Here is a 24,790-nt window from a genome sequence, read left to right as displayed (position 1 = left end):
TCCCCCTGCCGACGCGCGGCGAAAGCGCGCGGCGCCCCATTTGCCAAAGCGCCGACGAAAAGTTAAAGACATGGATAAGGACGTAAATTAGATTATATCACAGGATTATAAAGTGAAATCTGCCCTGTCGCCCCATCTGCGCCGCCTCGAGGCCGAGGCGATCTTCATCATGCGCGAGGTGGCGGCGTCGTTCGAACGCCCGGTGATGCTCTACTCCGTCGGCAAGGACTCGGGCGTGATGCTGCATGTCGCCCAGAAGGCGTTCTTTCCGTCAAAGCCGCCCTTCCCGCTGCTCCATGTCGACACGACGTGGAAATTCCGCGAGATGATCGCCTTTCGCGACTGGATGGCGGCGCGCGTCGGCATGGAGCTGCTCGTTCATGTGAACGAGGACGGGGCGCGGCGCGGGATTTCTCCGATCGCCTCGGGCTCCGCCGTCCACACCCAGGTCATGAAGACCGAGGGGCTGCGCCAGGCGCTCGACAAATGGAAGTTCGACGCGGCCTTCGGCGGCGCGCGGCGCGACGAGGAGAAGAGCCGCGCCAAGGAGCGGATTTTCTCGCACCGCTCCGCCGCCCACGCCTGGGACCCGCGCAACCAGCGCCCGGAGCTGTGGAGCCTTTACAACACCCGCCTGAAGCCCGGCGAGTCGATGCGCGTCTTTCCGCTCTCGAACTGGACCGAGGCCGACGTGTGGGACTATGTCGCCGCCGAGGAGATCCCGGTCGTTCCGCTCTATTTCGCCAGGGAGCGGCCGGTGGTCGAGCGCGGCGGCTCGCTCATCATGGTCGACGACGAGCGCCTGCCGCTGCGGCCGGGCGAGACGCCGCGCATGGAGAAGGTCCGCTTCCGCACGCTCGGCTGCTACCCGCTGACCGGCGCGATGCGCTCGAACGCCGAGACCCTGCCCGAGATCATCGCCGAAATGCGCGCCTCGACCATGTCCGAGCGCGAGGGCCGGCTGATCGACCACGATGAATCAGGATCCATGGAGAAAAAGAAGCGCGAGGGCTATTTCTGATGCCGCAGTCCGTTTTTGCGCGCGCCGACGCCGCGCCCGCCCCCGGGACCGCCCCGGACACCGTCTCGCGTCCCACGCTGCGGCTCATCACCTGCGGCTCGGTCGACGACGGCAAATCGACCCTGATCGGCCGGCTTCTCTACGAGCAGAACGCCATTTTCGACGACCAGCTCGTCGCGCTCGAGCGCGATTCGAAGCGCCACGGCACCACGGGCGAGGACATCGACTTCGCCCTGCTCGTCGACGGGCTCGAGGCCGAGCGCGAGCAGGGCATCACCATCGACGTCGCCTATCGCTATTTCTCGACGCCGCGGCGCGCTTTCATCATCGCCGACACGCCGGGGCATGAGCAATATACGCGCAACATGGCGACCGCCGCCTCGGGCGCGAGCCTCGCCATTCTGCTCGTCGACGCGCGCAAGGGGCTGCTCGCGCAGACGCGCCGCCACGCCGCCATCGTCTCCCTGCTCGGCGTGCGCCATGTGGCCCTGGCGATCAACAAGATCGACCTCATGGGCCATGACGAAACGGTGTTCCGCCGCATCGTCGCCGATTTTGCCGCCTTCGCCGCGCCGCTCGGCTTTTTGAGCGTGACGCCGATCCCGCTCTCGGCGCGCTTTGGCGACAACGTCAGCGAGAAAAGCGCGGCGACGCCCTGGCACGAGGGGCCGGCGCTGCTGCCCTTCCTCGAAACCGTCGACGTCGAGGAAAGCCATGAAGGAAAGCCGTTCCGCTTTCCGGTCCAGTGGGTCAACCGCCCGCATCTCGACTTTCGCGGCTTTTGCGGCTCGATCGCCTCGGGGCGGATCGCGCAGGGCGACGAGATCGTGGTCTCGGCCTCCGGCCGCAGGTCGAAGGTCGCGCGCATCGTCACGGCCGACGGCGACCTTGCGAGCGCCGGCGCGGGCGAGGCCGTGACCCTGACGCTCGAGGACGAAGTCGACGTCGCGCGCGGCGACGTGCTCGCCGACCCCGCGAGCCGGCCCGACGTCGCGGACCAGTTCGCCGCGCATCTCATCTGGATGAGCGAGGACCGGCTCGCGCCGGGGCGCTCCTATCTCCTGAAATGCGGCGCGAAGACCGTTCCGGCCACGGTGACCGAGATCAAGCACCGGCTCGACGTCGACACGCTCGGCGAGCTCGCGGCGAAAACGCTCGGCCTCAACGAGGTCGGCTTCGTCAATCTGTCGACGACCACGCCGCTCGCCTTCGACCCCTATGCGCAAAACCGCGTGACCGGCGCCTTCATCCTGATCGACCGTGCGACCAACGCCACGGCGGCGGCGGGCGTCATCGCCTTCGGGCTGCGGCGCGCGACCAACATCCACCGCCAGGGGCTCAGCGTCGGCAAGGCCGACCGCGCCCGGCTCAACAACCAGCGCCCCGCCGTGCTGTGGTTCACCGGCCTTTCGGGCTCGGGCAAGTCGACCATCGCCAATCTCGTCGAATCGCGCCTCTATGCGCATGGCGCGCGCACCATCCTGCTCGACGGCGACAATGTCCGCCACGGGCTCAACAGGGACCTCGGCTTCACCGAAGCCGACCGCGTCGAGAACGTCCGCCGCGTCGGCGAGGTGGCGAAGCTGATGACCGAGGCCGGGCTGATCGCGCTCTGCTCGTTCATCTCGCCCTTCGCCGCCGAGCGCCAGCTCGTGCGCGAGCTGCTCGAAGACGGCGAATTCATCGAGATCTTCGTCGACGCGAAGCTTGAAGACTGCGTCGCGCGCGACCCCAAGGGCCTCTACAAGAAAGCCCTCGCCGGCGAGATCAGGAACTTCACCGGCGTCGACCAGCGCTATGAGGCGCCCGACGCGCCGGAGCTGATCGTGGGGCGCGAGGGGCAGAGCGCGGAGGCGGCGGCCGCGCTGATCGTCAGGGAGCTTGCGCGGCGCGGCGTCATCGACCATCCCGCCGACGCGAGCGGCGACTTCTCGATCTGACGCCTGTCATGAAAAAGGGCCGGAGCGCGAGGCTCCGGCCCTTGAGCGGCCGCGTCCTGACGTTGGCTCCGTCTGCCTGGGGGCCGAAGGCGGCGGCTCGCGTCAGGAAGCGGGGCGCGCCGCTCAATCCGAGAAATTGCCAGACCCTTCGGGGTGGATCGGATCGGCGCCAAGGCCGGTGCGGCCGCGAACGCCCGACAGGTCATAGTCGATGCGGTCGGCGCGCGAGGCGGCGACATGTTCGCCGGCGCCCTGATAGAGGCCGTAATAGTCGCGCGGGGTCGGCAGGTTGTGATTGTCCTGCGCGAAGGCCGCGCCGGCCGAAAGGGCCATCATCGCGGCGAGGGCCGCGGATGTCTTGCTGAAGTTGCGCATTGGAAGTCTCCTTGAAATTTCGGGGCGGTCTCAACCGCCGGCGACGCTGATATGCGCCCAGCCAGGCCGAAACTTTAGCCGCCATTTTCGAGAGAGATTGATGGCATCGGCGGAATAATCGGCGCGCGGCTCAGCCGCCGAAGCGCGCGCCGGCAAGCGTCGCGGCCAGAAGGGCGAGGCCGAAGCCCAGCACGCACAGGCTCGCCATGAGCTCGAACGCGCGGCCGGCGAGCGCCCCGCGAAAGCTCTCGCGCCCCAGAAGCTTCTGCGCGAAGCCCTTGGCGAAGACGGCGAGACAGGCGAGCGCGCCCGTGGTCAGGAAGACCCCCGCCGCCATGGCGGCGACGGCCGCGACGCCAGCCGCAAACACATCCTGCGCGGCGGCGAAGACGAGCACGAGGATCGCGCCCGAACAGGGCCGCGCCCCCGCCGCGAGCGTGGTCAAAAGCGCCTTCTTCCACGAAAATCCGCGCGCCGTCTCGCCGGCCTCAGCGGTGAGAAGATGCCCGCAGGCCGCGTCATGGACATGCGCGCCACGGATCAGGGCGTCGCGCAGAGGCGCGCCGGCCGCAGCCGAAAACCGCGAGGCGGAAAAATCCGCCCCGGCGCCCGCCGGCCGCAGCGGCCCGAAGGCCGCGAGCGCGTCGGGCTGCGGCGCCGCGCGCCAGAGCGAAAGAAACGCGCGCAGCTTTGCGGCCGTCAGCGCGGCGCCAAGCGCGGCGACCCCGGCGTAGCTGACAATCTCGACGACCCGCGCCGCCGACGCGACCTGCCGCGTGCCCGCGCCGAGCGCGAACAGCGCGCCGCCGACGAGCGCGACGGCGACCGCGCCCTGCAGCAGCGAGGCGGCGAGCGAAATGGCGAGCCCGCGCGCAAGGCGGCGCTCGTCGGCGAGCATATAGGCGGCGATCACGCCCTTGCCGTGGCCGGGCCCCGCCGCGTGAAACACGCCATAGGCGAAGCTGAGCCAGACCAGCGGAAGGCCGGCCGCCGCCCCCTCCCTGGCGGCGCGCACCGCGCCCGAGAGCAGGCGGTAGAAGCCGCTCTCCTGCGCCAGAACCCAGCCCGCGAGGCCGGTCGCGCTCGCCGCGCCCTCGTTCACGCCGACCGCGAACGGGTGGCGGCCCCCCTGCGCCTGCGCCGCGACCGCGGCGAGGCAGACGGCGGCGCAGAGCCCGGCCAGAAAAAGCCTGCGCGGCGGAATGGTCACGGGCAGGCCACCACGACGGCGGCCGCGAGCTTGACGCCGAAATCGGCGCCGGGCGACAGGCCCGAGAAGAAGGATTCGGTCAGCTTCTTCGACTCGGCCGCGGCGAGCGGCTTCGCGCCGCTGACGTTGCTCGAACAGCCATGCGGCGCGTTGACGAGCTCGACGGACGCGCCCGGCGCAAGCTCGAAGGCCACGAAATAGGTCGGGTCATAGACCTGAAACGAAAAGATCTTTGGCGAAACCGGCGTGTCCAGCGGCATGGTGAAGGAAAGCTCCACGCGCTTGTTCTCGACTTCCTCCAGCGCATAATCCTGCGGCGCGCCGAAGGCGAGCTTCCGGCCGCTGACCTTGGCGTGGGTGAAATAGTCGAATTCGGCCAGATCCTCGACATTGCTTTTGGCGAGCGGGGCGAGCTCCTCTTTGGTCAGCCGCCCCTTCTTCTTGGCCGCGCCCTCGATGACGAAGGCCGAATACATGTCGTCGAACAGCCAGCGGTGGCGCAGCGCGACGATCTCGCCCCTGTCATTGAAGACCACGGCCTCGCGGCCCGAAATCCAGACATGGGGATGGGCGCGCGCCGGCGCGGCGGCGAAAGCGCCAAGCGCGCCGCAGATCAACATGGCCAACCCGTTCAGCCTCATGCGGCGCTCCGCGAAGGGGCCCACGCCCGCAGGCCGCGTTTTTTCCGCCGCAGTTGGGCGCAAGCAAGGCGGGCGCGCGCCGAAACCTTCACGACGCGGAGAGGCGGCGCGCGCGCACGGATTTTTAAGGCCCTTGGCGAGAGCCGCCGGCTGCGGCATGATGGGCGGGATTATTTTATGAAATTTTAAGCCCATGGCGGAAATGCCCCCCGAGGCCGCGAAGAAGGAGCCCGCCGCGCCCGACGACGGCGCGCTCGACGACGCGCGCAAAAGCGTCGAGGACGCGGCGTCCGTCGGCGGCGCGCTCTGGCTCAGCTATCTGTTTTCCCTGTTTTACATCGGCCTCGCCGCGGGCGGGGTGACGCATCGCGACCTGCTGCTCGAAAATCCGGTCAGGCTGCCTTTTCTCAACGTCGACCTGCCGCTGGTCTCGTTCTTTTTTCTGGCGCCGATCATTTTCGTGCTCGCGCACGCCTATGCGCTGACCCATTTCGTGATGCTCGCCGGCAAGATCGGCGCGTTCGACAGGGCGCTGGAAAAGAGCGACGGCGCGGCGGAAGGCCAGCGCCGGCGCCTGCCGAGCAACATCTTCGCGCAATTTCTGGCGGGGCCGGAGGACATCCGCAACGGCGGGCTCGGCCACATCCTGAGAGCCGTCGCCTGGATCAGCCTCGTTTTCGCGCCGGTGGGGCTGCTTTTGTTCCTGCAGGCGCAGTTCCTGCCCTATCACCTTGAATGGGTCACATGGGTTCAGCGCGTCGCCGTGCTGGCGGATGTGATTCTTTTGTGGGCGCTGTGGCCCGCGGTGCTGGCGAAGCGCAGCGCGCTGCGCTGGCCGCCTTTCGGGGCGCATCGGCTTATATGTCTTGTCGCCGGCGTCTTGAGCCTGGGCGCGCTCGCGATCTCCGGGCTGGTCGCGACGTTTCCCGGCGAGCGGATCGACGAGGCCATTCGCGAAAACGCATGGCTTCGCGCGCCCCTTGCGAAGGCGGCGCTGCGCGACGCCGATGAGATAGGGCAAGAAAAAAAAGGAACGATCCGACGTAAGCTTTTCGCCGGCGAGGTCGACCCCATTTCGCGCCGCCCGCAAAGCCTTTTCTATCATTCGCTCGTGCTAATCGGCTTTGACGCGCTCGAGGCGTTCAAGATCGACAGCGACGCGAAGCTTGGGTTCGTCAAGCAGACGGCGAGCTTGCGCGGACGCGACCTGCGCGGCGCGCGTTTCGATTTTGCCGATCTGCGCAAGTCGGATTTGGTCGGCGCAAAACTCTCAGAGGCATCGTTTTCCAGCGCCAGACTTGATCTTACAAAGCTCGATCTGGCTCAGATGCAGGGCGCGTCGCTCAACCAAGCCCATTTAGAGGGCGCGTCTCTAATTCAGGCGCGGTTGCAGGACGCAGCGCTGATCGGCGCTTATTTACAGGGCGCAAAGCTTTATATGGCCCAACTGCAAGGCGCGACGCTCAACTTCGCTCGGTTCCAAGGCGCATCCTTCGATTCGGCGCAGATGCAGGGCGCGTCGCTTTTTGGAGCGGAGCTTCAAGGGGCTTCCCTTAAACAAGCACAGCTTCAAGGCGCATCGCTTGATTCAGCTCACTTACAATGCACATCGCTTGACTTTGACGCGATGGACGCGGCGTCTCTTCAAGCTACGAAAGTCTGGCGTACAATATTTACTGAAAAGACAAAGCAACGGATTCGAATCATTTCACCGGATGCAATCACATCTTTTGGGTGTGAAAAGTGGGATATTCTGTCGGGCCCTGCGCCAAAATGCGCCACCTATGGAAAAAGCTTGTCAACGGCGCTGAAACTTTTAGATTCGATTCCGGAGGGGGATCTTAAGTCGCAGGTGGCTGAACGGCTTACTCAACTAAAAATATTGGTTGACACTCCACTGAGGTTGGGTGTGGAAACGACCCTCGAGGAAACGACCGTGGCCGCCTGGGCGGATCGCTCTGAGTCGCCGTTGCCCGCCTCCACGCTTCTCGACCAATGGCCGGCGATCGCATGCCGCGATAATGAACCGCGCGCGTCGCCCCCCTATTTCGGCGCCCCCTACGCCGCCCGCGCGCTGCTGGGCCGGCTTGACGACGACGCCTTCAAAGCCGAAACCGCCGCCAAGGGCGAATTCGCCGAAGCGCTGCTTGCCGAGGAGACCTGCCCCGGGGCCAAAGATCTGACCGCCACAGAAAAAACCAAGCTCAAGACCCTCGCCGACGCCGCGAAGGCCGCGGGCGGCGCGCCCACGGCCGCGACGCCCACCGGGGCGAGCCCCAGCCCCGCGCCCGCCTCACAAAACCCCTCGCCTCAATAAACATCCGCCTGATAGCGGCCGGCTTTCTTCATCTCCGCCACGATCGCCTGCGCCTCTTTCCGCTCGATTTTTTTGCCCTCTTCAAAAATATCGACGATCGCGCGCTCCACATCCGCCGCCATGCGCTTGGCGTCGCCGCAGATGTAAAAATGCGCGCCGCGCTCGAACCAGGCCAGCAGTTCGTCGGCCTCCTCGCGCATCTTGTCCTGCACATAGGTTTTTTTGTCGCCGTCGCGCGACCAGGCGAGCGAGAGTTTTTTCAGGGCGCCTTTTTTCTGAAACTCCTCGATCTCCTCTTCATAGAAGAAATCGGCCGCGCGGCGCTGGTGGCCGAAGAACAGCCACATGTCGCCCGCAGCCCCGGCCGCGACGCGCTCATGCATGAAGGCGCGGAAGGGCGCGACGCCCGTGCCCGGCCCGCACATGATGATGGGAACGCCCCCATCCGCCGGCAGGGCGAAGTTATGCGCCTTCTGGACATAGGCCCGGAAGCTTGCGCCGGGCGTGATCCGCTCGGCGAGCCACGACGAGGCGACGCCTTTTCGCACGCGATCCTTGATCAGATAGCGCACATGATCGACCGTCAGCGTGAGCCGGCCCGGCGCGGTCTTGGGCGAGGACGAGATGGAGTAGAGCCGCGGCTGCAGCGGCTCCAGCGCCTCGACGAAGGCTTCGGGGTCGGGCCGGACGCCGGGGAATTTTTCGAGCGCGGCGAGCACGTCGAGCGTCGAGGCGTCGCCCTCCGGGTCGTCGCCCTTGGCGAGGCTTTTGGCCAGCTTCTTGCGCTCGCCGCCGACCATATAGGACATGAGCTCGAACAGCGCGTCAGGCGCCGCGCCGAGCGCGATCTCATGCGTCAGGACTTCGCGCAAGGTCTTGCCGCCGATCGGGAAATCGCCCGGCGCATGGACCGCCGCGATCACCGCGTCGACAAGCTCGGGGTCGTTTGCGGGGAAGACGCCAAAGCTGTCGCCGACGACATAGTCGAGGCCCGAGCCCGCAAGGTCGAACTCGATATGGTAGGTGGATTTTTCGGAGTCCGTCTTGTTGAGCCGGCGGCGCGACAAAAATTTCGCCTCGGCCGGGTTTTCGCGGGCGTAGCCCTTGGGCTTGTCGGCCTTTTTCGGCGCGTCGGCGGCGGCCGGCGCGGCGGCGGCGGCCGGAGCGGCGCCACCGGCGCTCTCGACCAGCGTCTTCACCATGCGCGCCGTGGGCTTTTCGCCGGGCGCGCAGAGGTTCAGGCGCTTTTCCTCGCCAGACGCGATGGCGGCGGCGTATTTTTCGCAGTCATAGCCGCATTGCCCGCAATCCTGCTGCGCCATGGCGGCCATCAGCTTCATGGGCAGGGAGCGGCCTTCGGCGAGCTTCATGCGCTCGTCGAGCGGGATCGAGGGATCGTGCCAGGTGACCTCCTCCTCGGCGGCGGGCGCGGCGACGGGGGCCGCGCCGGCGGCGGCGGCGACGTCGGGCGCGATGAGGCCGGCGACGAAGCCGTTCAGCCAGGCGCGCTGCTCGGGCGAAAAGGGCGCGCTCTCGGGGATCAGCGGCGGCGGCGCCGGCGGCGGGGCGTGCAGGGTCATAAGCAGGCCTTTGCGAGGGTTTGCAGCTCTTCGACAGGGCGGCTCAGGGTGAATTGCTGGAAGGTTTCGTCGGGCGAGGCGCGCTGCGCGAGATAGGCTTTCAGGAGCCCCTCGACGAGGCGCGGCGCGTCGCTCGCCTTCACGTCCTTCAGCAATTCGCGGCCGATGGCGCCGTCGGCGCCGAAGCCGCCGCCGACATAGACGTTGAAGCCGTCGACCTTGTCGGAGTCTTCGTTCTGCGGGTCTTCGGCGACGCGCGCGCCGATGAGGCCGATGTCGCCGATATAATGCTGCGCGCAGGAATTGTGGCAGCCGGTGACATGGATGTTGACCGGCTGGTCGAGCGCGACGCGCGGCTCGCACCAGGCCGCGATCTCCTGCGCCGCGCCCTTGGTGTCGGCGGCGGCGAAGCGGCAGCCCTTCGAGCCCGTGCAGGCGACGAGGCCGGCGCGGATCGAGGAGGCGCGCCAGTCGAGCCCGCAGGCTTCGATGCGCGCCTTCGCCTCGGCGAGCTTCTCTTCGGGGACGCCGGGCAGCAGAAGGTTCTGCCACACGGTGAGTCGGATCTCGCCGTCGCCGCAGTCGCGCGCGATTTTGGCGATCTCGCGCATCTGGTCCGAGGTCAGCCGGCCGACCGGCAGCACGAGGCCGATGTAGAACAGCCCCGGCTGGCGCTGCGGGCGCACGTCGACATGGCCGTGGCGGTCATAGGCCGGGCGCGGCGCGACATGCGCCTCGTCGACGCGCTTCAGCGGCGCGCCGAGCTTGTCCTCGACAAGCTTCAGGAAGGCGTCGAAGCCGATCTTGTCGAGCACATATTTGAGGCGCGCCTTGGCCCGGTCGGTGCGGTCGCCGGTGTCGATGAAGACGCGCACGATGGCGTCGGCGATTTTCGTCGCCTCGCCGGGCTCGAGCGCCACGCCCGTCGGGCGGGCGAGGTCGCGATGGCCGGTGATGCCGCCGAGCACGAGCCGGAAATAGACGCCGGGCGGCACGCTCGCGCCGGGCAGAACCTCGATCGCCTGAAAACCGATGTCGTTCGTGTCTTCAAGCGTGGGGATCGGCCCGCCGCCGTCGAAGGCGACGTTGAACTTGCGCGGCAAACCGCTCATCAGGCGTTCGTTCTGCACATGGAAGTGCCATTCGCGCGCATGGGGCCGCGTGTCGAGAATCTCGTTCGGGGCGAAGCCCGCCGTGGCGTCGCCGGTGACGTTGCGGATGTTGTCCGCCCCCGAATGGCGCGCGGAGAGGCCGCAGTCCTGGATCGCCTCGAGCACGTCGGTCGCGTGGCGGGCGGGGATCTCGCGGATCTGCAGATTGGCGCGGGTCGTCACATGGGAATAGCCGCCGGCGAAGCGGTCGGCGATCGAGGCCAGCGCCTCGAACTGCCAGTGCGTCACGACCCCGTTCGGGATGCGCAGGCGGCACATATAGGCGTTCTGGTTCGGCGCGACGTAGAACAGGCCATAGTAGCGCCAGCGGAAATTGTCGGGCGGCTTGGGGAATTCGTCCTTTTTCGCCTGGTCCTTGAGCCGGTCATAGGCGTCGAAGGGATGTTCGTCGCGCTTCCATTTCTCCTGGTCGGCGAGCTTCTTGCCGGCGGCCTCCTGGCGCGCCTGGGCCTCAAGATGCGGCGCGTCCGGCCCGCTCGGGGCGGCGGGCCCGGGGGTTTGCGCGCGCCCCGAGCGGGCGACCGTCAGACCGGAGGCGAAGCCTTCGAGATATCGTTTCTGCTCCGGACTGAAATCGCCGCCCATGCCATGCTCCCTGTTCGCCCGCTCTTTCGGGCGCAGACGGTTGCAAGCTTGGCGCCAGCGGCGGCGCCTGAAGCCTGACCGGACAGGAGAAACAGCCGCGCGGCGAAACATTCCAGATTTGCGCGCGGGCGGGCCGGCGGGCGCGCGGGGCGGGCGCGGGGTTGACCTTGAGCGCGGGATCAGGCAGGAAAGCGCCAATTCACGCCGCCGGCCCTCGGGCCGGTCGTTTTCGTTTGGATCAGGTCGATGAAAGTCCGCAACTCCCTCAAGTCGCTGCTCGCGCGCCACCGCGACAACCAGCTCGTGCGCCGCAAGGGCCGCGTCTACATCATCAACAAGACGCAGAAGCGCTACAAGGCGCGTCAGGGCTGAGCCTTGCGCGGCTTTGGCCGCGCTTTGCGTTTCGGGCGCCGCGGCTTCGGCCGCGCTTTGCGTTTCGGGCGCCGCGCCTTAAGCTCGCGGCATGGCCCGATCGCGTCTTTCTAGCTTCGCCCTCGTCCTGTCCTGCGCCAGCGCGCTGTCCTGCCACGCGTCGCCTGACGCCCTCGCGCAGCCGGCGGGGCCCCCGCCGCGGCAGGACCTGCCCTTTTCGGGCGGGCTGCCGCAGGGCTGGCGCATGCTCGGCGACGACGAGCCGGCGCCGGGCGAGCCTTTCGACTTCGACCGGGACGGCTCGACCGTTCCCGCGCGGCCGCCGGACTCCTTCTTCCGGCCGACGTCGCCCGTCGCCCCGAATTATGATCCCGCCCGCTCAGGCCTTCCCAAGGCCGCCCCGCCCGTCAAGGACGAGGCGGCGCTGAAGGCCGAGCGCGACAGGGCGCGCGCCGAAGCGCTGAAAAAGGCCATGGCGCCCCGCCCCGATCCCGCCGCGCTGCGCCGGCAGGCGCTCGACGCCCTGTTTACGAGGCTCGCCGCCGCGCAAACCCCGCAGGAGGCGCAGCCCGTCGCCGTGGCGATCCAGCGCATCCTGGGCGATCCCCGCTCCGACACCGCGAGCCTTGTCATGCAGCGCGCCCGCGCCGCGGCCGAAGCGGGCGACGCCGCGACTGCGCTCGCGCTGCTCGACCGGCTCGTCGCCATCGAACCGAACTGGGCGCAGGCCTGGACCGAGCGCGCCGCCGCGCGGCTCGCGGCGCAGGACGTCGACGGGGCGATGGCCGACGTCGACAAGGCGCTGCGGCTCGAGCCGCGCGATTTCGGCGCGCTTCTCGCCATGGGCGAGATCCTGCGCCGCGTCGGCCTCGACCGGCGCGCGCTCGAAGCCTATGAGAAGGCGCTGGCGATCTATCCGGCCCAGCCCGAGCTCAGGGCCATGGCCGAAAAACTGTCGCTCTCCGTGCGCGGCCGCGACATCTGAAGGCCGCCCGCCCGCCTCACCAGCCGTCCCATTCGCGGCCCTCGCCGACGCTCCAGTCCCGCTCTCGCCCGTCCCGTTCGCGCCCGTCCGGCCGGCGCGACGCGGCCCGGCCGCCGTCGACGAAGGTCCGGGCGAGCTTTCGCGCGCGCTCCTCGGTCGCGGGCGGCGAGCCGGAAATGACGATGGTCGCGCCCGCCCCCTTGACGAGCGCGTAAAGCTCGGCGGCGTGGCGCGGCGCGAGCCTGACGCAGCCATGCGACGCCGGACGCCCGAGCGCCCCGGTCTCATAGGAGCCGTGGATGGCGTAGCCGCCCGTGAAAAAGATGGCGTGCGGCATGGGGGCGCCGTGATATTTGCGCGAATGATAGGTTTTTCTGAGCCGTTGCGCATGAAACGACCCGCGCGGCGTCGCAAAGCCGCTTCGCCCGGTCGAGACCGGCCAGACCCGCTCCGCGCCCGCGCCGCTGACGCGCAGCGTCTGGGTCGAAAGGTCGACGTCGATGCGGACCTTCGCCGCGGCGGGCGCGACGGCGAGGAGGGCGGCCAGAAAGGCCCCCGCAAGACTCGCGTATTCAGGGCTCGCGCGCCAGAACGCCACGCCGCGCGAAGCAAAAGGGCTCCCCAACCGAATCGGCCGCATCGCCGTCCTCCGCCGCCAGAGTTCGGGGGGCAGCATCGCGGGTCGAAGCCGGCGCCGGCAAGGCCCGTTCGAGATTATGGCCAAAACATGTCGTGAGCTTCGGCCACGCAAACTCATCTGCGCTGCAAAGCAGGCCGATCCTGCCGCGCCATTTCAGCATTCAGGGACATATGATTTTCGCGCCTTTTTGAACGCCCGCCGCAAACGACGGAGTCTGGCCCCGGCTAGCCCCAGAAAAAGATCAGCGTCAGCGCGGCGAACAGCGGCAGAAGGATCGCGCAGGACCAGAGCATGTAGGGAAAGAAGCCCGGCGCCTTGACGCCGGCGTGACGGGCGATGGCGTAGACCATGAAGTTCGGCGCGTTGCCGATATAGGTGAGCGCGCCCATGAACACGGCGCCGAGCGAGATCGCCGCAAGGACATGCGCCTTGGCGCCCATCAGCGTCGCCGCGTCGCCGCCCGCAAGCTCGAAGAAGACGAGATAGGTCGGCGCGTTGTCGAGCATCGAGGACAGCACGCCCGTCGCCCAGAAGAAGGCGGCGGGGTCTGGGGCGCCGCCGGGCTTGTCGAGCAGGGCGACGACGGGCGCGAAAAGCCCGCTCTCGCCCGCCTGCAGCATGGCCATGACCGGAATGATGCAGGAGAAGATCGCCGCGAACAGGATCGCCACCTCGCGGATCGGCTCCCAGTCGAAGGCGTTCGCCCGCCGCGCCGCCTTCGGCGTGAGCAGGATCGAGAGGACCGCGACGGCGATCATGACGCCTTCGCGCATCAGGTTGCGCCACGGGATCGGCGTGCCCATGACCTCGAAGGCCGTCACCGGGGGCAGGAAGCCGCTCGCCGCGACGGTGGCGGCGACGCAGAGGATCAGCGGCAGATTGACGAGGCCAAGGAGGCGGAGGCGCTTCGGCCGCTCCGTGTCGTCGCCGCCGCCGATCTTGACGCCGCGCCGGCGCTCGCGTGCGAAAAAGAAGGCGTCGAGGCAGAAAAACAGCATGAGCAGCGCGACGCAGGCGAGCAGCGTCTGAGGCCAGAGATGGCGCGCCGTCCAGAAGAAATCGACCCCGTGCAGGAAGCCGAGGAACAGCGGCGGATCGCCGAGCGGCGTCAGCGCGCCGCCGATGTTCGACACGAGAAAGATGAAGAACACGAAGACGTGGGCGACGAAGGGCCGTCCGGCGTTGGCGCGCAGCACGGGCCGGATCAGGATCATCGAGGCGCCTGTCGTGCCGATCACGCTGGCGAGCAGGGCGCCAAGGCCGAGAAAGCCGCAGTTGACGAGCGGCGTCGCGCGCGGCTCGCCCTCGACGGCGAGGCCGCCCGCCGCCGTGAACAAAGCAAGGAGCATGAAGATGAAGGGCGCATATTCGAGCGCCGCGGTGTGGACGAAGGCCGCGGCCGCCGCCTCGACCCCCACGGCGGCGGCGAGCCCGCCAAGCCCCAGCGCCGCCCAGAACGCCGCCGCGAGCGTGTAGCGGGCGTGCCACCAGCGCCGCACGAGAAGCGGCGCGAAGGCGATCGACAGCAGGATTCCGGCGAAAGGCAGCGTGAGGCTCCAGTGCAGGCTCGCGCCGTCTAGGCCCTCCGCCGCCGTGGCGGGGCCCGCGACGAAGAACGCCGCCGCAAAACTTTTCGCCGCATGTCCTGAAATCCGCATGTCGTTCTCGCCCTCCGCTTGCGTTCAGGCGGGCCTCGCCCAGGGCCAGGCCGGCGCAAGGCCCGCCTGACTCTTGTCGCCTGGCGGCGCCCATGGCAAGAGGTCAAGCCTGAGGCGGCCGCCGGACGCGCCGCCGGAAAGAGACCGATCATGTCGCAGCCCTGGGCTCTCTTCGTCGGCACCTTCACGACGCTGCTCGCCATCATCAACCCGCTGCAGGCCCTGCCCGTGTTCCTGATGCTGATGGAGGGCCGCGGCGACGCGGAGCGGCGCGCCGTCGCCCTGCGCTCCTGCCTCTACGCCACGCTGCTGCTGTTTTTCTTCCTGGTCTTTGGCGCCATCATCCTGAGCGTGTTCGGCGTGCCGCTCTCCATGGTGCGCATCGTCGGCGGCATCATCCTGACGAAGATCGGCTTCGAGCTGTTCGCGCCGTCGAAGGACAGCTCGATCATCCCGCAGGCGGGCGCGCCCCGGGGAGACGTCGCCTTCGTGCCGCTCGCCCTGCCGATCATGTGCGGCCCGGGCGCGATCGCCACGGTGCTCGGCATGCAGTCGCAGATCCGGCAGTCGCCGACGGAGAGTCTGGCGTTCGCCTCCATCGCCGGGGCGATTCTCGCCGCGATGCTCGTCACGCTCGTCTGCCTCGTCTACGCCGGCAAGCTCGTCGACAGGATCGGCCCGCATGGCATCGACGCCGTGACGCGGATCGTCGGCTTCTTCGTTTCGGCGATCGGCGTCGGCCTCGTCTTCAACGGCGTCGTCGGCGGCCTGCACGACTATGGCGTGCTGCCGCACGCCTGACGGCCCGGCCGGTCGAACGCGCCGGCGCGGCGGGGGGCGGGTCGACGCGCCAGCGGCGCGGGGGATTGACGCGCGCCGGCGCGTCGCGATGCTGGGCGAGGCCTCAGCGAAAGGAGCCCGATGCGCCCCGAGCCGATTCTCGACGTCGCGGAAGACGCGGCCGACCTCGCGGCGCGCGCCGCCGCCTTCATCGCCGCCGCGGCGGCGGCCTCGAAACGCCCCTTCGCGCTGTGCCTGTCGGGCGGCTCGACGCCGCGCGACGTCTATGCGCGCCTCGCCGCGCCGCCGCTCGCCGAAGCGCTCGACTGGGGCAAGGTCCATCTGTTCTGGGGCGACGAGCGCTTCGTGCCGGCGGACGACCCGAAAAGCAATTTTCGCATGGCGCGCGAAGCCCTGATCGACCATGTCCCGATTCCGGCCGGAAACGTCCACCCGGTCGACGTCTGCGCGCCCGACCCCGAGACGGCGGCGCGACGCTATGAACGCGACCTGTTCGGCTTCCATGGCGCGCAGGGGCGCGACGATCCGGACCGGCCGCTGTTCGGCGTGACCCTGCTCGGGCTCGGGACGGACGGCCATACGGCCTCGCTGTTTCCGGGCTCGCCGGCGCTCGACGTCAAGGACCGGCTCGCGGCGGCGGTCGTCGGGGCCATGCCCGAGCCGCGCGTCACGCTCACCTTCAGGGCGCTCGCCGCCTCGGCCGAAACCGCCTTTCTCGTCTCGGGCGCCTCGAAGCAGGAGATGCTGCGCCGCCTGCTCGAAGGCGACGACCGCCTTCCCGCCGCCCGGATCGCGCCCCAGGGAACGTTGCGCATTTTCGCCGACCGCGCCGCCTTTCCGCTCTAACATCTTGTTTTTCCGCATTTTCTTGACGTAAAAGCGTGCAACTTCTACTGAAAATGCTCCAGAACGCGCCGCGGCGCGGCGGCCGCGCCATGTGCGCCAGCGCACGGACCGGCGCCGGCCGGGGCGCGACAGTGACGGTTCGTCCGCGCCGCTCAAGCCGTCGCCTGCAAGGCGTCGCCTCGCACGCCGGCGTCTGCGCCCCGAAGGACCGAAGGAGCAGAATTTGACAGCGGCCCGGACAATCGGACGGCGCCTTGGCGGGCTTGCGGCCTTCTGCGCCGCGACGCTTGCGCTCGCCGGCGCGCCGGCGCGCGCGCTCGATTTTGGCGAGGGCTTTCCGGCGCTGGTGTTTGACGGCGACGCCGAAGTCAGGCTCGCGCGCAAGCCGGCCCCGCCCCGCCGGCGGGCTCCGGCGCCGCGCCGGCTGCGTCAGGCCGACGCCCGCCCGCCCGAGGCGCCCGAGGCGCGCGCGCCCTGCGTCACGTCGCTCGCCTGCCCCGGCGCGATCATTCTCGGCGTCGGATTCTAGAGCGCGCTCGGACGTCATTGGGTCGCGAGCGCGCTCCAACATTTTGGTCTTGCGCGTTTTCTTAACGTAAAAGTCTGCAATTTTTACTGAAAATGCTCTCGCGGCTTCGTCGGCGGCGGCGTGGACAGAACCTTTTGTCGCCTCGCGCGTTCGCCCGAAACAGGACGCGCTTGAACAGAACAAGCCGCCGCGCGGCTATGGCATAGCTCAAGTATTTCCGCCGGCCCAAGTCTTCGCCGGCGCCGCACGGCCTCTTTTCAGTGCTCGCGCCCTGTTTGGGCCGGGATGTTTTGGCGCCGCAACAGACGCGGCGCAATATCGTTATTCTTTTTTTATGACGTGTCTTTGATCGGAAACCGGCAACCTTTACCGGCGCCAGACATTACATCTCCAGTCAGTTCGAATCTGGAAGAGAGACGCCATGAGCGCAGTCGAAACTCCCAAGAAGACCTCCACGCGCGGTTTCGCCTCGATGGACCCCGAAAAGCAGCGCGCCATCGCCCGCAAGGGCGGCGAAAGCGTCCCGCATGAGAAGCGCAGCTTTTCGCAGAACCCCGGGCTTGCGGCCGAAGCCGGACGCAAGGGCGGGCAGAGCGTGAACCCCAACAAGCGCAGCTTCTCGCGCAACCATCCGCTCGCCTCGGAAGCCGGCCGCAAGGGCGGCCACGCCTCCCATGGCGGCGCCAAGAAGCCTGCTGAATAGGCGCGGAGCGGGCTTGCCCCGGACGCGTCCCGGGCGGATCAAAGCGGCGACGGGATCGCCGCTTTCATCTTCGTTCAGCCCGGAGGATCATGACCGCGACTGACGACCCGGCGCTCACGGCCCTGTTCGACGCGGCGTCGGCGGCGCGCGCCCGGGCCTATGCGCCCTATTCCGGCTTCCATGTCGCCGCGGCGCTCAGCACGCCGGACGGCGCGATTTTTTGCGGCGTCAACGTCGAGAACGCGTCCTATCCGGTCGGCACCTGCGCCGAGGCCGGCGCCATCGCGGCGATGGCGCTGTCGGGCGCGCGGCGGATCGCGGCCATTCTCATTCTGGGCGACGGCGAGGGCCTGACCACGCCCTGCGGCGCCTGCCGTCAGCGCATCCTCGAATTTTCGGACGGCGGCGACGTCGAGGTTTTTGTCGCGGGCCCCATGGGCGTGCGGGCGCGCTTTTCGGCGCGGGCGCTGCTGCCCGCGGCCTTCGGGCCGGATTTTGCGGCCCGCAAGACGCCAGCGCAAGACAAGACGTAAGCGCAAGACATGAGCGCGAAACAGAAAGGCCGCCGGAGGGCGGCCTTTTTCATGTGCGGCCGCCCGCCGTCAGGCGAAACGCTCAGGCGGCGGCGTGGCGCAGCGCGGCGCGGTCGAGCACGCGCACGCGCCGCGCGCTCGGCAGGGCGATCGCCTCCTCGCGCTCGAACTGCGACAGGGTGCGCGACACCGTTTCGATGGTCAGGCCGAGATAGTCGGCGATGTCCTGACGCGACATGGCGAGCTCGACCGAATCCTCATAGGGCGACCGCTCGATCATGTCGATCAGGAAGGCCGCGACCTTCTGGAAGGCGCTGCGGCGGCCGAGCAGGAGCGAATGATCCTGGGCGCGGCGCAGTTCATGCAGGGCCGCGGCGAAGAGCTGCTGCGCGGCGCGGTCGTCGACGGGCAGGCTGTCGGCGCCGCGCCAGCGATAGGCGATCACCGAAGCCTCGCTCACCGCCTCGGCGCAGAGCGCATGGCGCGCGCCGGCCTCGAAGCCGAACACGTCGCCCGGAAGATAGAAGGCGTCGATCTGGCGGCGTCCGTCGCTGCGGAACTTGCAGGTGCGCACGACGCCGCTGACGACCCGGTAGAACGAGACGCATTCGTCGCCGTCGGCGAAGATCTCGCTGTCGGCCAGAAAATGCAGCGCCTGGCCGCCGGGCCCCGGCGCGACTTCGGCCGGGCCGCGCGCGGTCTCGGCCCAGGCCTGCCGCGCGCCGCGGCGCGTGTCGAAGGATTGGTCGAGGGCGAGGGAAAAAGAGGCCGACATCGCAGGACTCCAGAGCTTCGATAAGCGCAGCTCCGGTTTACGCCCCCTTGAGATTTCAGCCTATTCGCAATGCCTCTACGGGATTTTACGTATATGAAACGTCAGGCGCCGGCCGCGGCCCCGGCGCGCACGAGGCTCAGGATGTTGTCGACGAGGGCCGTGTCGAGCAGCGGCTTTTCGAGCAGGAGATGCACGCCGGCGGCGCCGGCCCGCGCGCGCACCCCGTCGGTCGCATGGTTCGTCAGCATGATCGCGGGCAGGCGCCGGTTGGCGGCGCGCAGGCGCCGCAGCAGCTCGAAGCCGTCCATCTTCGGCATGCCGTCGTCAAGGATCACACAGGCCGCGCGGCAGAGGTCGGCGTCGGCGAGCAGCTCCTCGCCGGCGCCATGGACATGAACGTCGAGCCCTTCGAGCCCGAGCGCGAATTTGAGGGCGTCGCGCACGCCGAGGTCGTCGTCGGCGATCAGAACAAGGCGCTCCGCTTCGGGCATGGAAGGGCTCCGTTGCGCGGCCCGCGAGCCGCTCCGCACCATGGCGCGACCCTAGTCCCGCGGCGGCGCGGGCGCCTTGATTTCGCGCAACAGCCGCTATTCGCCCGCCGCCTGGCGCGCCGCGAGCGCCATGCGCAGGAGATCGGAGAGGTTCGCCGCGCCCATCTTGGCCATGACGTTGGCGCGATGCGCCTCAACCGTGCGCGGACTGATGTTGAGGTCGTAGGCGATGGTCTTGTTGGGCTGGCCGGCGACGAGGCCGTCGAGCACCTCGCGCTCGCGCGCCGAAAGCGCGTCGAGCCGCAGCTGGATCGCCGCCGCCTCCTCGTCGCGCCGCGCGTCATGCGCCTGGCGGTCGAGCGCGAGCCGCACCGCCGCCAGAAAGCGCTGGTCGTCGAAAGGCTTCTCCAGAAAATCGACCGCGCCGGCCTTCATCGCCTCGACGGCGAGGGCCACGTCGCCATGGCCCGTCATCACCACCACCGGCAGGCGGGCGCGGCGCGCCTTCAGGATGCGCAGCAGCTCGAGCCCGTCGACGCCCGGCATGCGCACGTCGGTGACGACGCAGCCCGCCTGCGCCGAGCCGAGGCGCTCGACGAAGCCCGCCGCGCTCTCATAGGCGCGCACGGCGAAGCCCGAGGCCATCAGCAGAAAGCCCAGCGCCTGGCGCACGGCGTCGTCGTCGTCGATGAGATGCACCACCGCGTCAGACATGGCGCCCTCCCGCGTCTCGCGCCAAATCACGCGTCGGGCCGCGCCCCGCGTCGCGCGGCCCGGCGCCGTCCTGCGCCGCCTCCGGGCCGAGCGCCTTGAGGCTCAGGCGGAACACGGCGCCGCCGTCCGGGTTCGACTCGGCCCAGAGCCGTCCGCCATGCGCCTCGACGATGGTGCGCGAGATGGAGAGGCCGATGCCGAGGCCGTCGGGCTTCGAGGTCACGAAGGGCTGGAACAGCTGCGGCAGGATTTCCGGGGCGACGCCCGGCCCCGTGTCGGCGACGGCGATCTCGATCATGTCGTCGTCGCGCGCGGCCGTCGAGAGCTTCAGCTCGCGGCGCGGACAGCCGATCATGGCGTCGACGGCGTTGCGCATGAGATTGAGGATCACCTGCTCGATCTGGATCTTGTCGGCGTGGACGAAGGCCGCCGCGGGGTCGAAGGCGAAGGAGACGCGCACCCCCGTCTCCTTGACGCCGACGAGGGCCAGCGCCGCCGCCTCCTCGACGAGCTTCGGCAGGCTTTCGGCCTGGCGCTCGCATTCGCCGCGCGCCACGAACTGGCGCAGCCGCTTGATGATCTGGCCGGCGCGCAGCGCCTGGTCGGCGGCGCGCTCGACGCCGTCGCGGACCATCGCCTGGCGCGAGCAGTCGGCCCCGGCGCCGCCTTTCGGGCGCTCCTGGTCAAGGATGCGGCGGCAGCCGTTGAGATAGCTGGCGATGGCGGTCAGCGGCTGGTTCAGCTCATGGGCGAGCGTCGAGGCCATCTCGCCCATGGCGGTGAAACGCGAGATGTGCACGAGCGCGGCCTGCAGGTCCTGGAGGCGCTGCTGCGTCTCCTGGCGCTCGGTGAGGTCGCGCACGAAGCCCGTGAAGAAGCGCTTCTCGCCGAGCCGCATCTCGCCGACGGACAGCTCCATGGGAAGGTCGAGCCGTCCTGCGCAGCCCGACCACCACCCGGCCGAGGCCGATGATGCGCCGCTCGCCGGTGCGCATGTAGCGGCCGAGATAAGAATCGTGCTGGTCGCGGTAGGGCTCCGGCATCAGCAGGCTGACGTTGCGCCCGACGGCCTCCTGCGCGTCATAGCCGAACAGCCGTTCGGCGGCCGCGCTGAAGGACTGCATGACGCCGGCGCTGTCGATCACGATCATGGCGTCGGGCACGGTGTCGAGCACGGAGCGCAGATGCGCCTCGCGCTCGCGCAGGCCGGCCTCGGCGCGCTTGGCCGCGCTGACGTCGCGCGCGACCCGCGCGACGCCGGCGAGCGCGCCGGCCGCGTCCCACACCGGCGAGACCGAGACGGAGAGGTCGATCACCCCGCCGTCGCGGCGCTTGCCGCGGGTTTCGAAATGGTCGATCCGCTCGCCGCGCCGGATGCGCTCGCGGATGGCGAGCGCCTCGTCGCCCGCGCCTTCGGGCTCGAGCGTCGAGACGTCGCGGCCGATGATCTCGCCGGCCGGATAGCCGAACACCGTCTCGGCCCCCGGTTCCAGTCGGTGACGATCCCGTCGAGCGTCTCGCCGATGATGGCGTCGTCGGAAAAGGCGAGGATCGCGGCGAGCCGGCTCGCCGCAGCCTCGAAGGCGCGCCCGTCGCGGGCCGCGAGCAGCAGCCCGGCCGCGCCGCCGCCGGCGGCCGGGCCCGCGCACAGCCGCAGCCGGCGGCCGCGCGCCTCGCCCAGGCCGCGCTTCAGCGCGAATTCGACCTCGGCCGGCCGGCGCCGTCGAGGCCAGCGCCGCGGCGACGCGGGGACGCTCGGCGTCCTCGATCAGGCTCAAGAAGGCGGCGTGGCCGAGCGGCCCGGCGGCGCGCCCCAAAAGGCGCGCGGCGGCGGCGTCGAGCGTGAAGGCGCCCGCGCGCGCGTCAAGGCTCCAGCATCCGGCGCCGACCGCCTCGAGCGCGGCGGGCGCGCCGCAAAATTCCGTCTCCGGCGAAGCGCCGCCCCGACCCTGCATTCCGACCTGATCCTGTCGCCGCTTCCTCGCCGTTCCCCTCGGCGCCGCACGCGAGTGACTGAGGCGCGCTTGCGTCAGATCAAACGCTTCCGCCTTCCCGGTCAAGCCGTCTGCGACAAATCGCCGACGCCGTCAAAACGGCCGGGCGACATGAGCGATGCAATGTGCTATACGGCAAGGCGGCGGCCGCCGCCGCGAGGGCGGCCCTGAAACGCCGCCCATGAAGGACGTCTCATGCGTTTCGGCCTGTTCTGCAGCTTCGACAATCCGCACCGGGATTTTTCCCGCGCCTACGCCGAGCAGACGGCGCTGGTCGAACTCGCCGAGCGGATCGGCTTCGACGAGGCCTGGGTCGTCGAGCATCATTTCAACGCCGACTCGCCCGCCCCCTCGATCCATGCGCTGCTGGCCTTTCTCGCCGCCCGCACGACGCGCCTCGCCATCGGCTCGGCGGCGACGCTGCTGCCGTTCCACAATCCGCTGCGCGTCGCCGAAGACGTCGCCACGCTCGACGTGCTGAGCGGCGGGCGCCTCCTGTTCGGCGTGGCCAAGGGCGGCCCGTTTCCGCTTCAGCGCCGGCTGTTCGGCCTCGAGGCCGACGACACGCGCGCGCATATGCTCGAAAGCCTCGACCTCGTCGAGCGCCTGCTTTACGAGGAGAACGTCAGCTTTTCGGGCGCGCGCTACAGGATCGAGGGCGCGACGATCGCGCCGCGGCCGCTGCAGAAGCCCGTGCCGGTCTATCTCGCGACCTCGACGCCGGAGGTCGTGCGCTTCGCCGGCGCGCGCGGCTACGGCTTCATGTGCGGCCCGCCCTTTCCGCTGAACGTCGTGGCGCGCAATGCGGCGGTCTGGCGCGAGGCGGCGGGCCAAAGCGCGCCAAAGCTCGCGCTGATGCGCTTTTTCCACCCCGGCGCCACCGAGGCCGGCGCGCGCGCCGAAGCGGCCGAGCTGCTCGGCCCGGTCATGGCGAAGATGAAGGCCGGAACGGCGGCGCTGCAGCCCGAATGGAGCGAATGGTTCGACGTCGAACGCGTGCTCGACGATTCGCTCATTGGCCCGCCCGGGCTCCTGCGCGAAAAACTTGCGGCGATCGAGGCCGGGATCGCGCCTCAAAGCGTCGTGCTGAAGCCGGTCACGCCGTCTTTCGAGCGTCGCCGCGCCGGTCTCGAACTGTTCGCCTCGGCCTGCGCCGACGTGGCCCTCCCCGCGGGCTGAGGCCCGGCGCGGCCGTCGTCGAGGGCGCGGCGCGCGACGGCGCGGCGCGGCGCGAGACGCCTGGCGGCGGGCGCGGCCCCGACGGCGCCTTCGGCCTGCTCGACCCGCGCGAGACAGTGGCGATGCGCCGCCTGCACCATGAAATTGACCAGCGTCGGCGAGACGCCGAGGTCGGCGGCGACGGTCTTCTGCGCGACGCCCTCGATGCGCACGCGGCGGAACACGAGCTGGGTGCGCTCCGGCAATTCGTCGAGGGCGCTGAACACGGCGCGCAGCGCCTGGCGCGCCGCGAGGCTCTCGCCGGGGCCGGCGCCCTCGCGCTCGACGGCGTCGAGATTCTCGACCGGCGCCGAAAGCGCGACCTCGCGGCGGCGCTTGCGGGCGCGGTCGATCGAGAGATTGCGCACCATGCAGCGCGCGAACTGGGCCGGACAGTCGACGCCGCCGCCGGCCATGCAGCTCGCCTTGACCGCCACGTCCTGCACCACGTCCTCGGCGAGGCTCGGGCAGCGCAGGATGCGCGTCGCCATGGAGAGGAGCTGGCGCCTTTCGGTCATCACGGCGGCGAGCAGCGCGGCGCCGCTCCCGGCCGCGTCCACAGTGTTCATCATCGCAAGCAACCCTGGACGTCGCCGCAGGCGCGGCGCGTTTCTCACCGGGTTAGACGTGCGATCGGCGGCGCCCCGCACATGGGCGGGTGCGGCATTTGCGCAGGATCAAGATCTGTTGCAGAATTGCCACAGACCGGGCCGCCGCCCCTCAGACGCCTTCGCTCTGGGCGAGCGTCTGGACGATGCGCGTCAGATTTGCGTCGAAGCGGCGCGCGGCCGCCTCAAAAGCGGGGAAATGAGGCGTGATCGTCTCGCCGAGCCGTTCGGCCTTCTCGCGGCCGAGCGCCCGTTCGAGGCTCGCGCAATATTCCGGCACCTCGCCCCATTCGGCGATCGCCGACGGCTCGATCTCGGTGTGGAACTGGAGCCCGTAGGCGTGGCGCCCGACGCGGATCGCCTGCGCCGGGCAGGCCGAATTGCCGGCGAGGATCGCCCCGTCGCGCGGCAGGCCGCAGACTTCCGCGCCGTGCCACTGGAAGGTCGGGAAGCTCGGCGAAAAGCCCGCAAACAGCGGATCCTCCTGGCCCGCCGGAGTGAGGTCGACGTCGGCGAGGCCGACCTCGGGCCGCGCCATCAGCGCCACCTTGCCGCCGAGCGAGGCGGCGAGCAGCTGGTGGCCGAGGCAGACGCCAAGGTAAGGCCGCCCGAGCCCCTCGACCCAATGGCGGATCGCCGCCTTCTCGCGCGCCAGCCAGGGGTGCTGCTTCTCCTGCCAGACGTCCATCGGCCCGCCCATGACCACGAGCAGGTCGTAAGGGTCGAGCGTCGGAATCGGCTCGCCCTCGTCGAGTTCGACGGCGCGCCAGTCATGGCCGCCCTCGGCCCAGAGGCGGCGGAAGAGGCCCGGATGTTCGACGCCGAGATGCTGAAAAACCACAATGCGCATCGTGTCTCCAGAATTTTCTTCCCGGGAAAGATCGCTGTTTTTCAACACAAAGCAAGATGCGAGCCCACATCGCAAGGGCCGCGCGCCGGGAGCCTCCCGCCGGCGCGCCGGCGGGAGGCGCGCGTTTCAGGCGCGGCCTTCGCCGCATTTTTCGGCGCCCCGGCGCGGCGCGGGCGCGCCGACATGACGGCGCGCGCCTATATGTAAAGAGGCGCGCAGGGCCCGCGCCCGC

The 24,790-nt window shown here is 69.4% G+C and carries 24 protein-coding genes and 1 pseudogene; 11 read left to right on the top strand and 14 right to left on the bottom strand.

The window, feature by feature from the left end; translation table 11 throughout:
- Positions 1-112: 112 nt before the first annotated feature.
- Positions 113-1,021: a sulfate adenylyltransferase subunit CysD gene (gene cysD, locus ACILRB_RS12165; RefSeq protein ID WP_395666557.1), complete on the top strand. Its 909-nt coding sequence runs from the start codon at positions 113-115 to the stop codon at positions 1,019-1,021.
- On the top strand, positions 1,021-2,961 hold the full coding sequence (gene cysN / locus ACILRB_RS12160; RefSeq protein ID WP_395666556.1) for a sulfate adenylyltransferase subunit CysN: 1,941 nt from the start codon (positions 1,021-1,023) through the stop codon (positions 2,959-2,961). The genes cysD and cysN overlap by 1 nt, the downstream gene beginning before the upstream one ends.
- Positions 2,962-3,084: 123 nt before the next feature.
- Here the strand turns inward: cysN and ACILRB_RS12155 are convergent, their stop codons facing one another.
- The 3 genes from ACILRB_RS12155 to ACILRB_RS12145 form a co-directional block, all read right to left on the bottom strand.
- A complete protein-coding gene (locus tag ACILRB_RS12155) occupies positions 3,085-3,336 on the bottom strand; it encodes a hypothetical protein (RefSeq protein ID WP_395666555.1) in 252 nt (83 codons plus the stop codon).
- A gap of 130 nt (positions 3,337-3,466) precedes the next feature.
- On the bottom strand, positions 3,467-4,546 hold the full coding sequence (locus ACILRB_RS12150) for a nickel/cobalt transporter (RefSeq protein WP_395666554.1): 1,080 nt from the start codon (positions 4,544-4,546) through the stop codon (positions 3,467-3,469).
- The gene (locus ACILRB_RS12145; protein WP_395666553.1) at positions 4,543-5,187 is read right to left on the bottom strand and encodes a DUF1007 family protein; all 645 of its coding nucleotides are present in this window, start codon (positions 5,185-5,187) and stop codon (positions 4,543-4,545) included. The genes ACILRB_RS12150 and ACILRB_RS12145 overlap by 4 nt, the downstream gene beginning before the upstream one ends.
- Before the next feature lie 193 nt (positions 5,188-5,380).
- Here ACILRB_RS12145 and ACILRB_RS12140 point away from each other — a divergent pair, with 193 nt between their 5' ends.
- Entirely contained in the window at positions 5,381-7,504 is a 2,124-nt protein-coding gene (locus tag ACILRB_RS12140) for a pentapeptide repeat-containing protein (protein ID WP_395666552.1), read from the top strand.
- On the opposite strand, the gene ACILRB_RS12135 is transcribed toward ACILRB_RS12140, so the two are convergent.
- Both ACILRB_RS12135 and ACILRB_RS12130 read right to left on the bottom strand, forming a co-directional pair.
- Entirely contained in the window at positions 7,498-9,084 is a 1,587-nt protein-coding gene (locus ACILRB_RS12135; protein WP_395666551.1) for a sulfite reductase subunit alpha, read from the bottom strand. The genes ACILRB_RS12140 and ACILRB_RS12135 overlap by 7 nt on opposite strands.
- Positions 9,081-10,841, bottom strand: coding sequence for a NirA family protein (locus ACILRB_RS12130; RefSeq protein WP_395666550.1), 1,761 nt, complete (start codon positions 10,839-10,841; stop codon positions 9,081-9,083). The genes ACILRB_RS12135 and ACILRB_RS12130 overlap by 4 nt, the downstream gene beginning before the upstream one ends.
- A 246-nt stretch (positions 10,842-11,087) precedes the next feature.
- Here ACILRB_RS12130 and ykgO point away from each other — a divergent pair, with 246 nt between their 5' ends.
- Together ykgO and ACILRB_RS12120 are read left to right on the top strand one after the other, a co-directional pair.
- The gene (gene ykgO / locus ACILRB_RS12125) at positions 11,088-11,213 is read left to right on the top strand and encodes a type B 50S ribosomal protein L36 (protein WP_395666549.1); all 126 of its coding nucleotides are present in this window, start codon (positions 11,088-11,090) and stop codon (positions 11,211-11,213) included.
- A gap of 91 nt (positions 11,214-11,304) precedes the next feature.
- Positions 11,305-12,198 (top strand): hypothetical protein, encoded by an 894-nt coding sequence (locus ACILRB_RS12120; RefSeq protein WP_395666548.1) that lies wholly within the window; start codon positions 11,305-11,307, stop codon positions 12,196-12,198.
- A gap of 16 nt (positions 12,199-12,214) precedes the next feature.
- Here ACILRB_RS12120 and ACILRB_RS12115 read toward each other — a convergent pair whose 3' ends face one another.
- Positions 12,215-12,796, bottom strand: a complete 582-nt coding sequence (locus tag ACILRB_RS12115; RefSeq protein WP_395666547.1) for a L,D-transpeptidase — start codon at positions 12,794-12,796, stop codon at positions 12,215-12,217.
- A gap of 266 nt (positions 12,797-13,062) precedes the next feature.
- Entirely contained in the window at positions 13,063-14,496 is a 1,434-nt protein-coding gene (locus ACILRB_RS12110) for a sodium:proton antiporter (protein WP_395666546.1), read from the bottom strand.
- A gap of 150 nt (positions 14,497-14,646) precedes the next feature.
- On the opposite strand from ACILRB_RS12110, the gene ACILRB_RS12105 reads away from it, so the two are divergent.
- The 5 genes from ACILRB_RS12105 to ACILRB_RS12085 all read left to right on the top strand — a co-directional run bounded on the left by ACILRB_RS12105 (position 14,647) and on the right by ACILRB_RS12085 (position 17,908).
- A complete protein-coding gene (locus ACILRB_RS12105; RefSeq protein ID WP_395666545.1) occupies positions 14,647-15,297 on the top strand; it encodes a MarC family protein in 651 nt (216 codons plus the stop codon).
- 120 nt (positions 15,298-15,417) lie between these two features.
- Positions 15,418-16,143, top strand: a complete 726-nt coding sequence (gene pgl, locus ACILRB_RS12100) for a 6-phosphogluconolactonase (protein ID WP_395666544.1) — start codon at positions 15,418-15,420, stop codon at positions 16,141-16,143.
- A gap of 223 nt (positions 16,144-16,366) precedes the next feature.
- Positions 16,367-16,672 (top strand): hypothetical protein, encoded by a 306-nt coding sequence (locus tag ACILRB_RS12095; RefSeq protein ID WP_395666543.1) that lies wholly within the window; start codon positions 16,367-16,369, stop codon positions 16,670-16,672.
- A gap of 421 nt (positions 16,673-17,093) precedes the next feature.
- Positions 17,094-17,375 (top strand): KGG domain-containing protein, encoded by a 282-nt coding sequence (locus tag ACILRB_RS12090; protein ID WP_395666542.1) that lies wholly within the window; start codon positions 17,094-17,096, stop codon positions 17,373-17,375.
- The gene (locus tag ACILRB_RS12085; RefSeq protein WP_395666558.1) at positions 17,372-17,908 is read left to right on the top strand and encodes a cytidine deaminase; all 537 of its coding nucleotides are present in this window, start codon (positions 17,372-17,374) and stop codon (positions 17,906-17,908) included. The genes ACILRB_RS12090 and ACILRB_RS12085 overlap by 4 nt, the downstream gene beginning before the upstream one ends.
- A gap of 82 nt (positions 17,909-17,990) precedes the next feature.
- Here the strand turns inward: ACILRB_RS12085 and ACILRB_RS12080 are convergent, their stop codons facing one another.
- The 5 genes and pseudogenes from ACILRB_RS12080 to ACILRB_RS12060 form a co-directional block, all read right to left on the bottom strand.
- Positions 17,991-18,683, bottom strand: a complete 693-nt coding sequence (locus tag ACILRB_RS12080; RefSeq protein WP_395666541.1) for a helix-turn-helix domain-containing protein — start codon at positions 18,681-18,683, stop codon at positions 17,991-17,993.
- Positions 18,684-18,784: 101 nt separating this feature from the next.
- Positions 18,785-19,174, bottom strand: a complete 390-nt coding sequence (locus ACILRB_RS12075) for a response regulator (protein ID WP_395666540.1) — start codon at positions 19,172-19,174, stop codon at positions 18,785-18,787.
- Positions 19,175-19,270: 96 nt separating this feature from the next.
- Entirely contained in the window at positions 19,271-19,888 is a 618-nt protein-coding gene (fixJ, locus tag ACILRB_RS12070; protein WP_395666539.1) for a response regulator FixJ, read from the bottom strand.
- Positions 19,881-20,807 (bottom strand): ATP-binding protein, encoded by a 927-nt coding sequence (locus ACILRB_RS12065; protein ID WP_395666538.1) that lies wholly within the window; start codon positions 20,805-20,807, stop codon positions 19,881-19,883. Before ACILRB_RS12065 ends, fixJ begins: the two co-directional genes overlap by 8 nt.
- A gap of 76 nt (positions 20,808-20,883) precedes the next feature.
- Positions 20,884-21,843, bottom strand: a pseudogene (locus ACILRB_RS12060) (PAS domain-containing protein); the annotation flags it as partial.
- Positions 21,844-22,077: 234 nt separating this feature from the next.
- Here ACILRB_RS12060 and ACILRB_RS12055 point away from each other — a divergent pair.
- On the top strand, positions 22,078-23,061 hold the full coding sequence (locus tag ACILRB_RS12055; RefSeq protein ID WP_395666537.1) for an LLM class flavin-dependent oxidoreductase: 984 nt from the start codon (positions 22,078-22,080) through the stop codon (positions 23,059-23,061).
- Here the strand turns inward: ACILRB_RS12055 and ACILRB_RS12050 are convergent.
- Positions 22,956-23,672 (bottom strand): sigma-70 family RNA polymerase sigma factor, encoded by a 717-nt coding sequence (locus ACILRB_RS12050; protein WP_395666536.1) that lies wholly within the window; start codon positions 23,670-23,672, stop codon positions 22,956-22,958. The genes ACILRB_RS12055 and ACILRB_RS12050 overlap by 106 nt on opposite strands.
- 148 nt (positions 23,673-23,820) lie before the next feature.
- Positions 23,821-24,558 (bottom strand): type 1 glutamine amidotransferase, encoded by a 738-nt coding sequence (locus ACILRB_RS12045; protein ID WP_395666535.1) that lies wholly within the window; start codon positions 24,556-24,558, stop codon positions 23,821-23,823.
- Between the last annotated feature and the right edge of the window lie 232 nt (positions 24,559-24,790).

The organism is Methylocella sp. (assembly GCF_044226135.1).
Classification (GTDB): Bacteria; Pseudomonadota; Alphaproteobacteria; order Rhizobiales; family Beijerinckiaceae; genus Methylocapsa.
The sequence above is the reverse complement of the archived record's forward strand: the minus strand, read 5'-3'. Positions and strand labels throughout refer to the sequence as shown.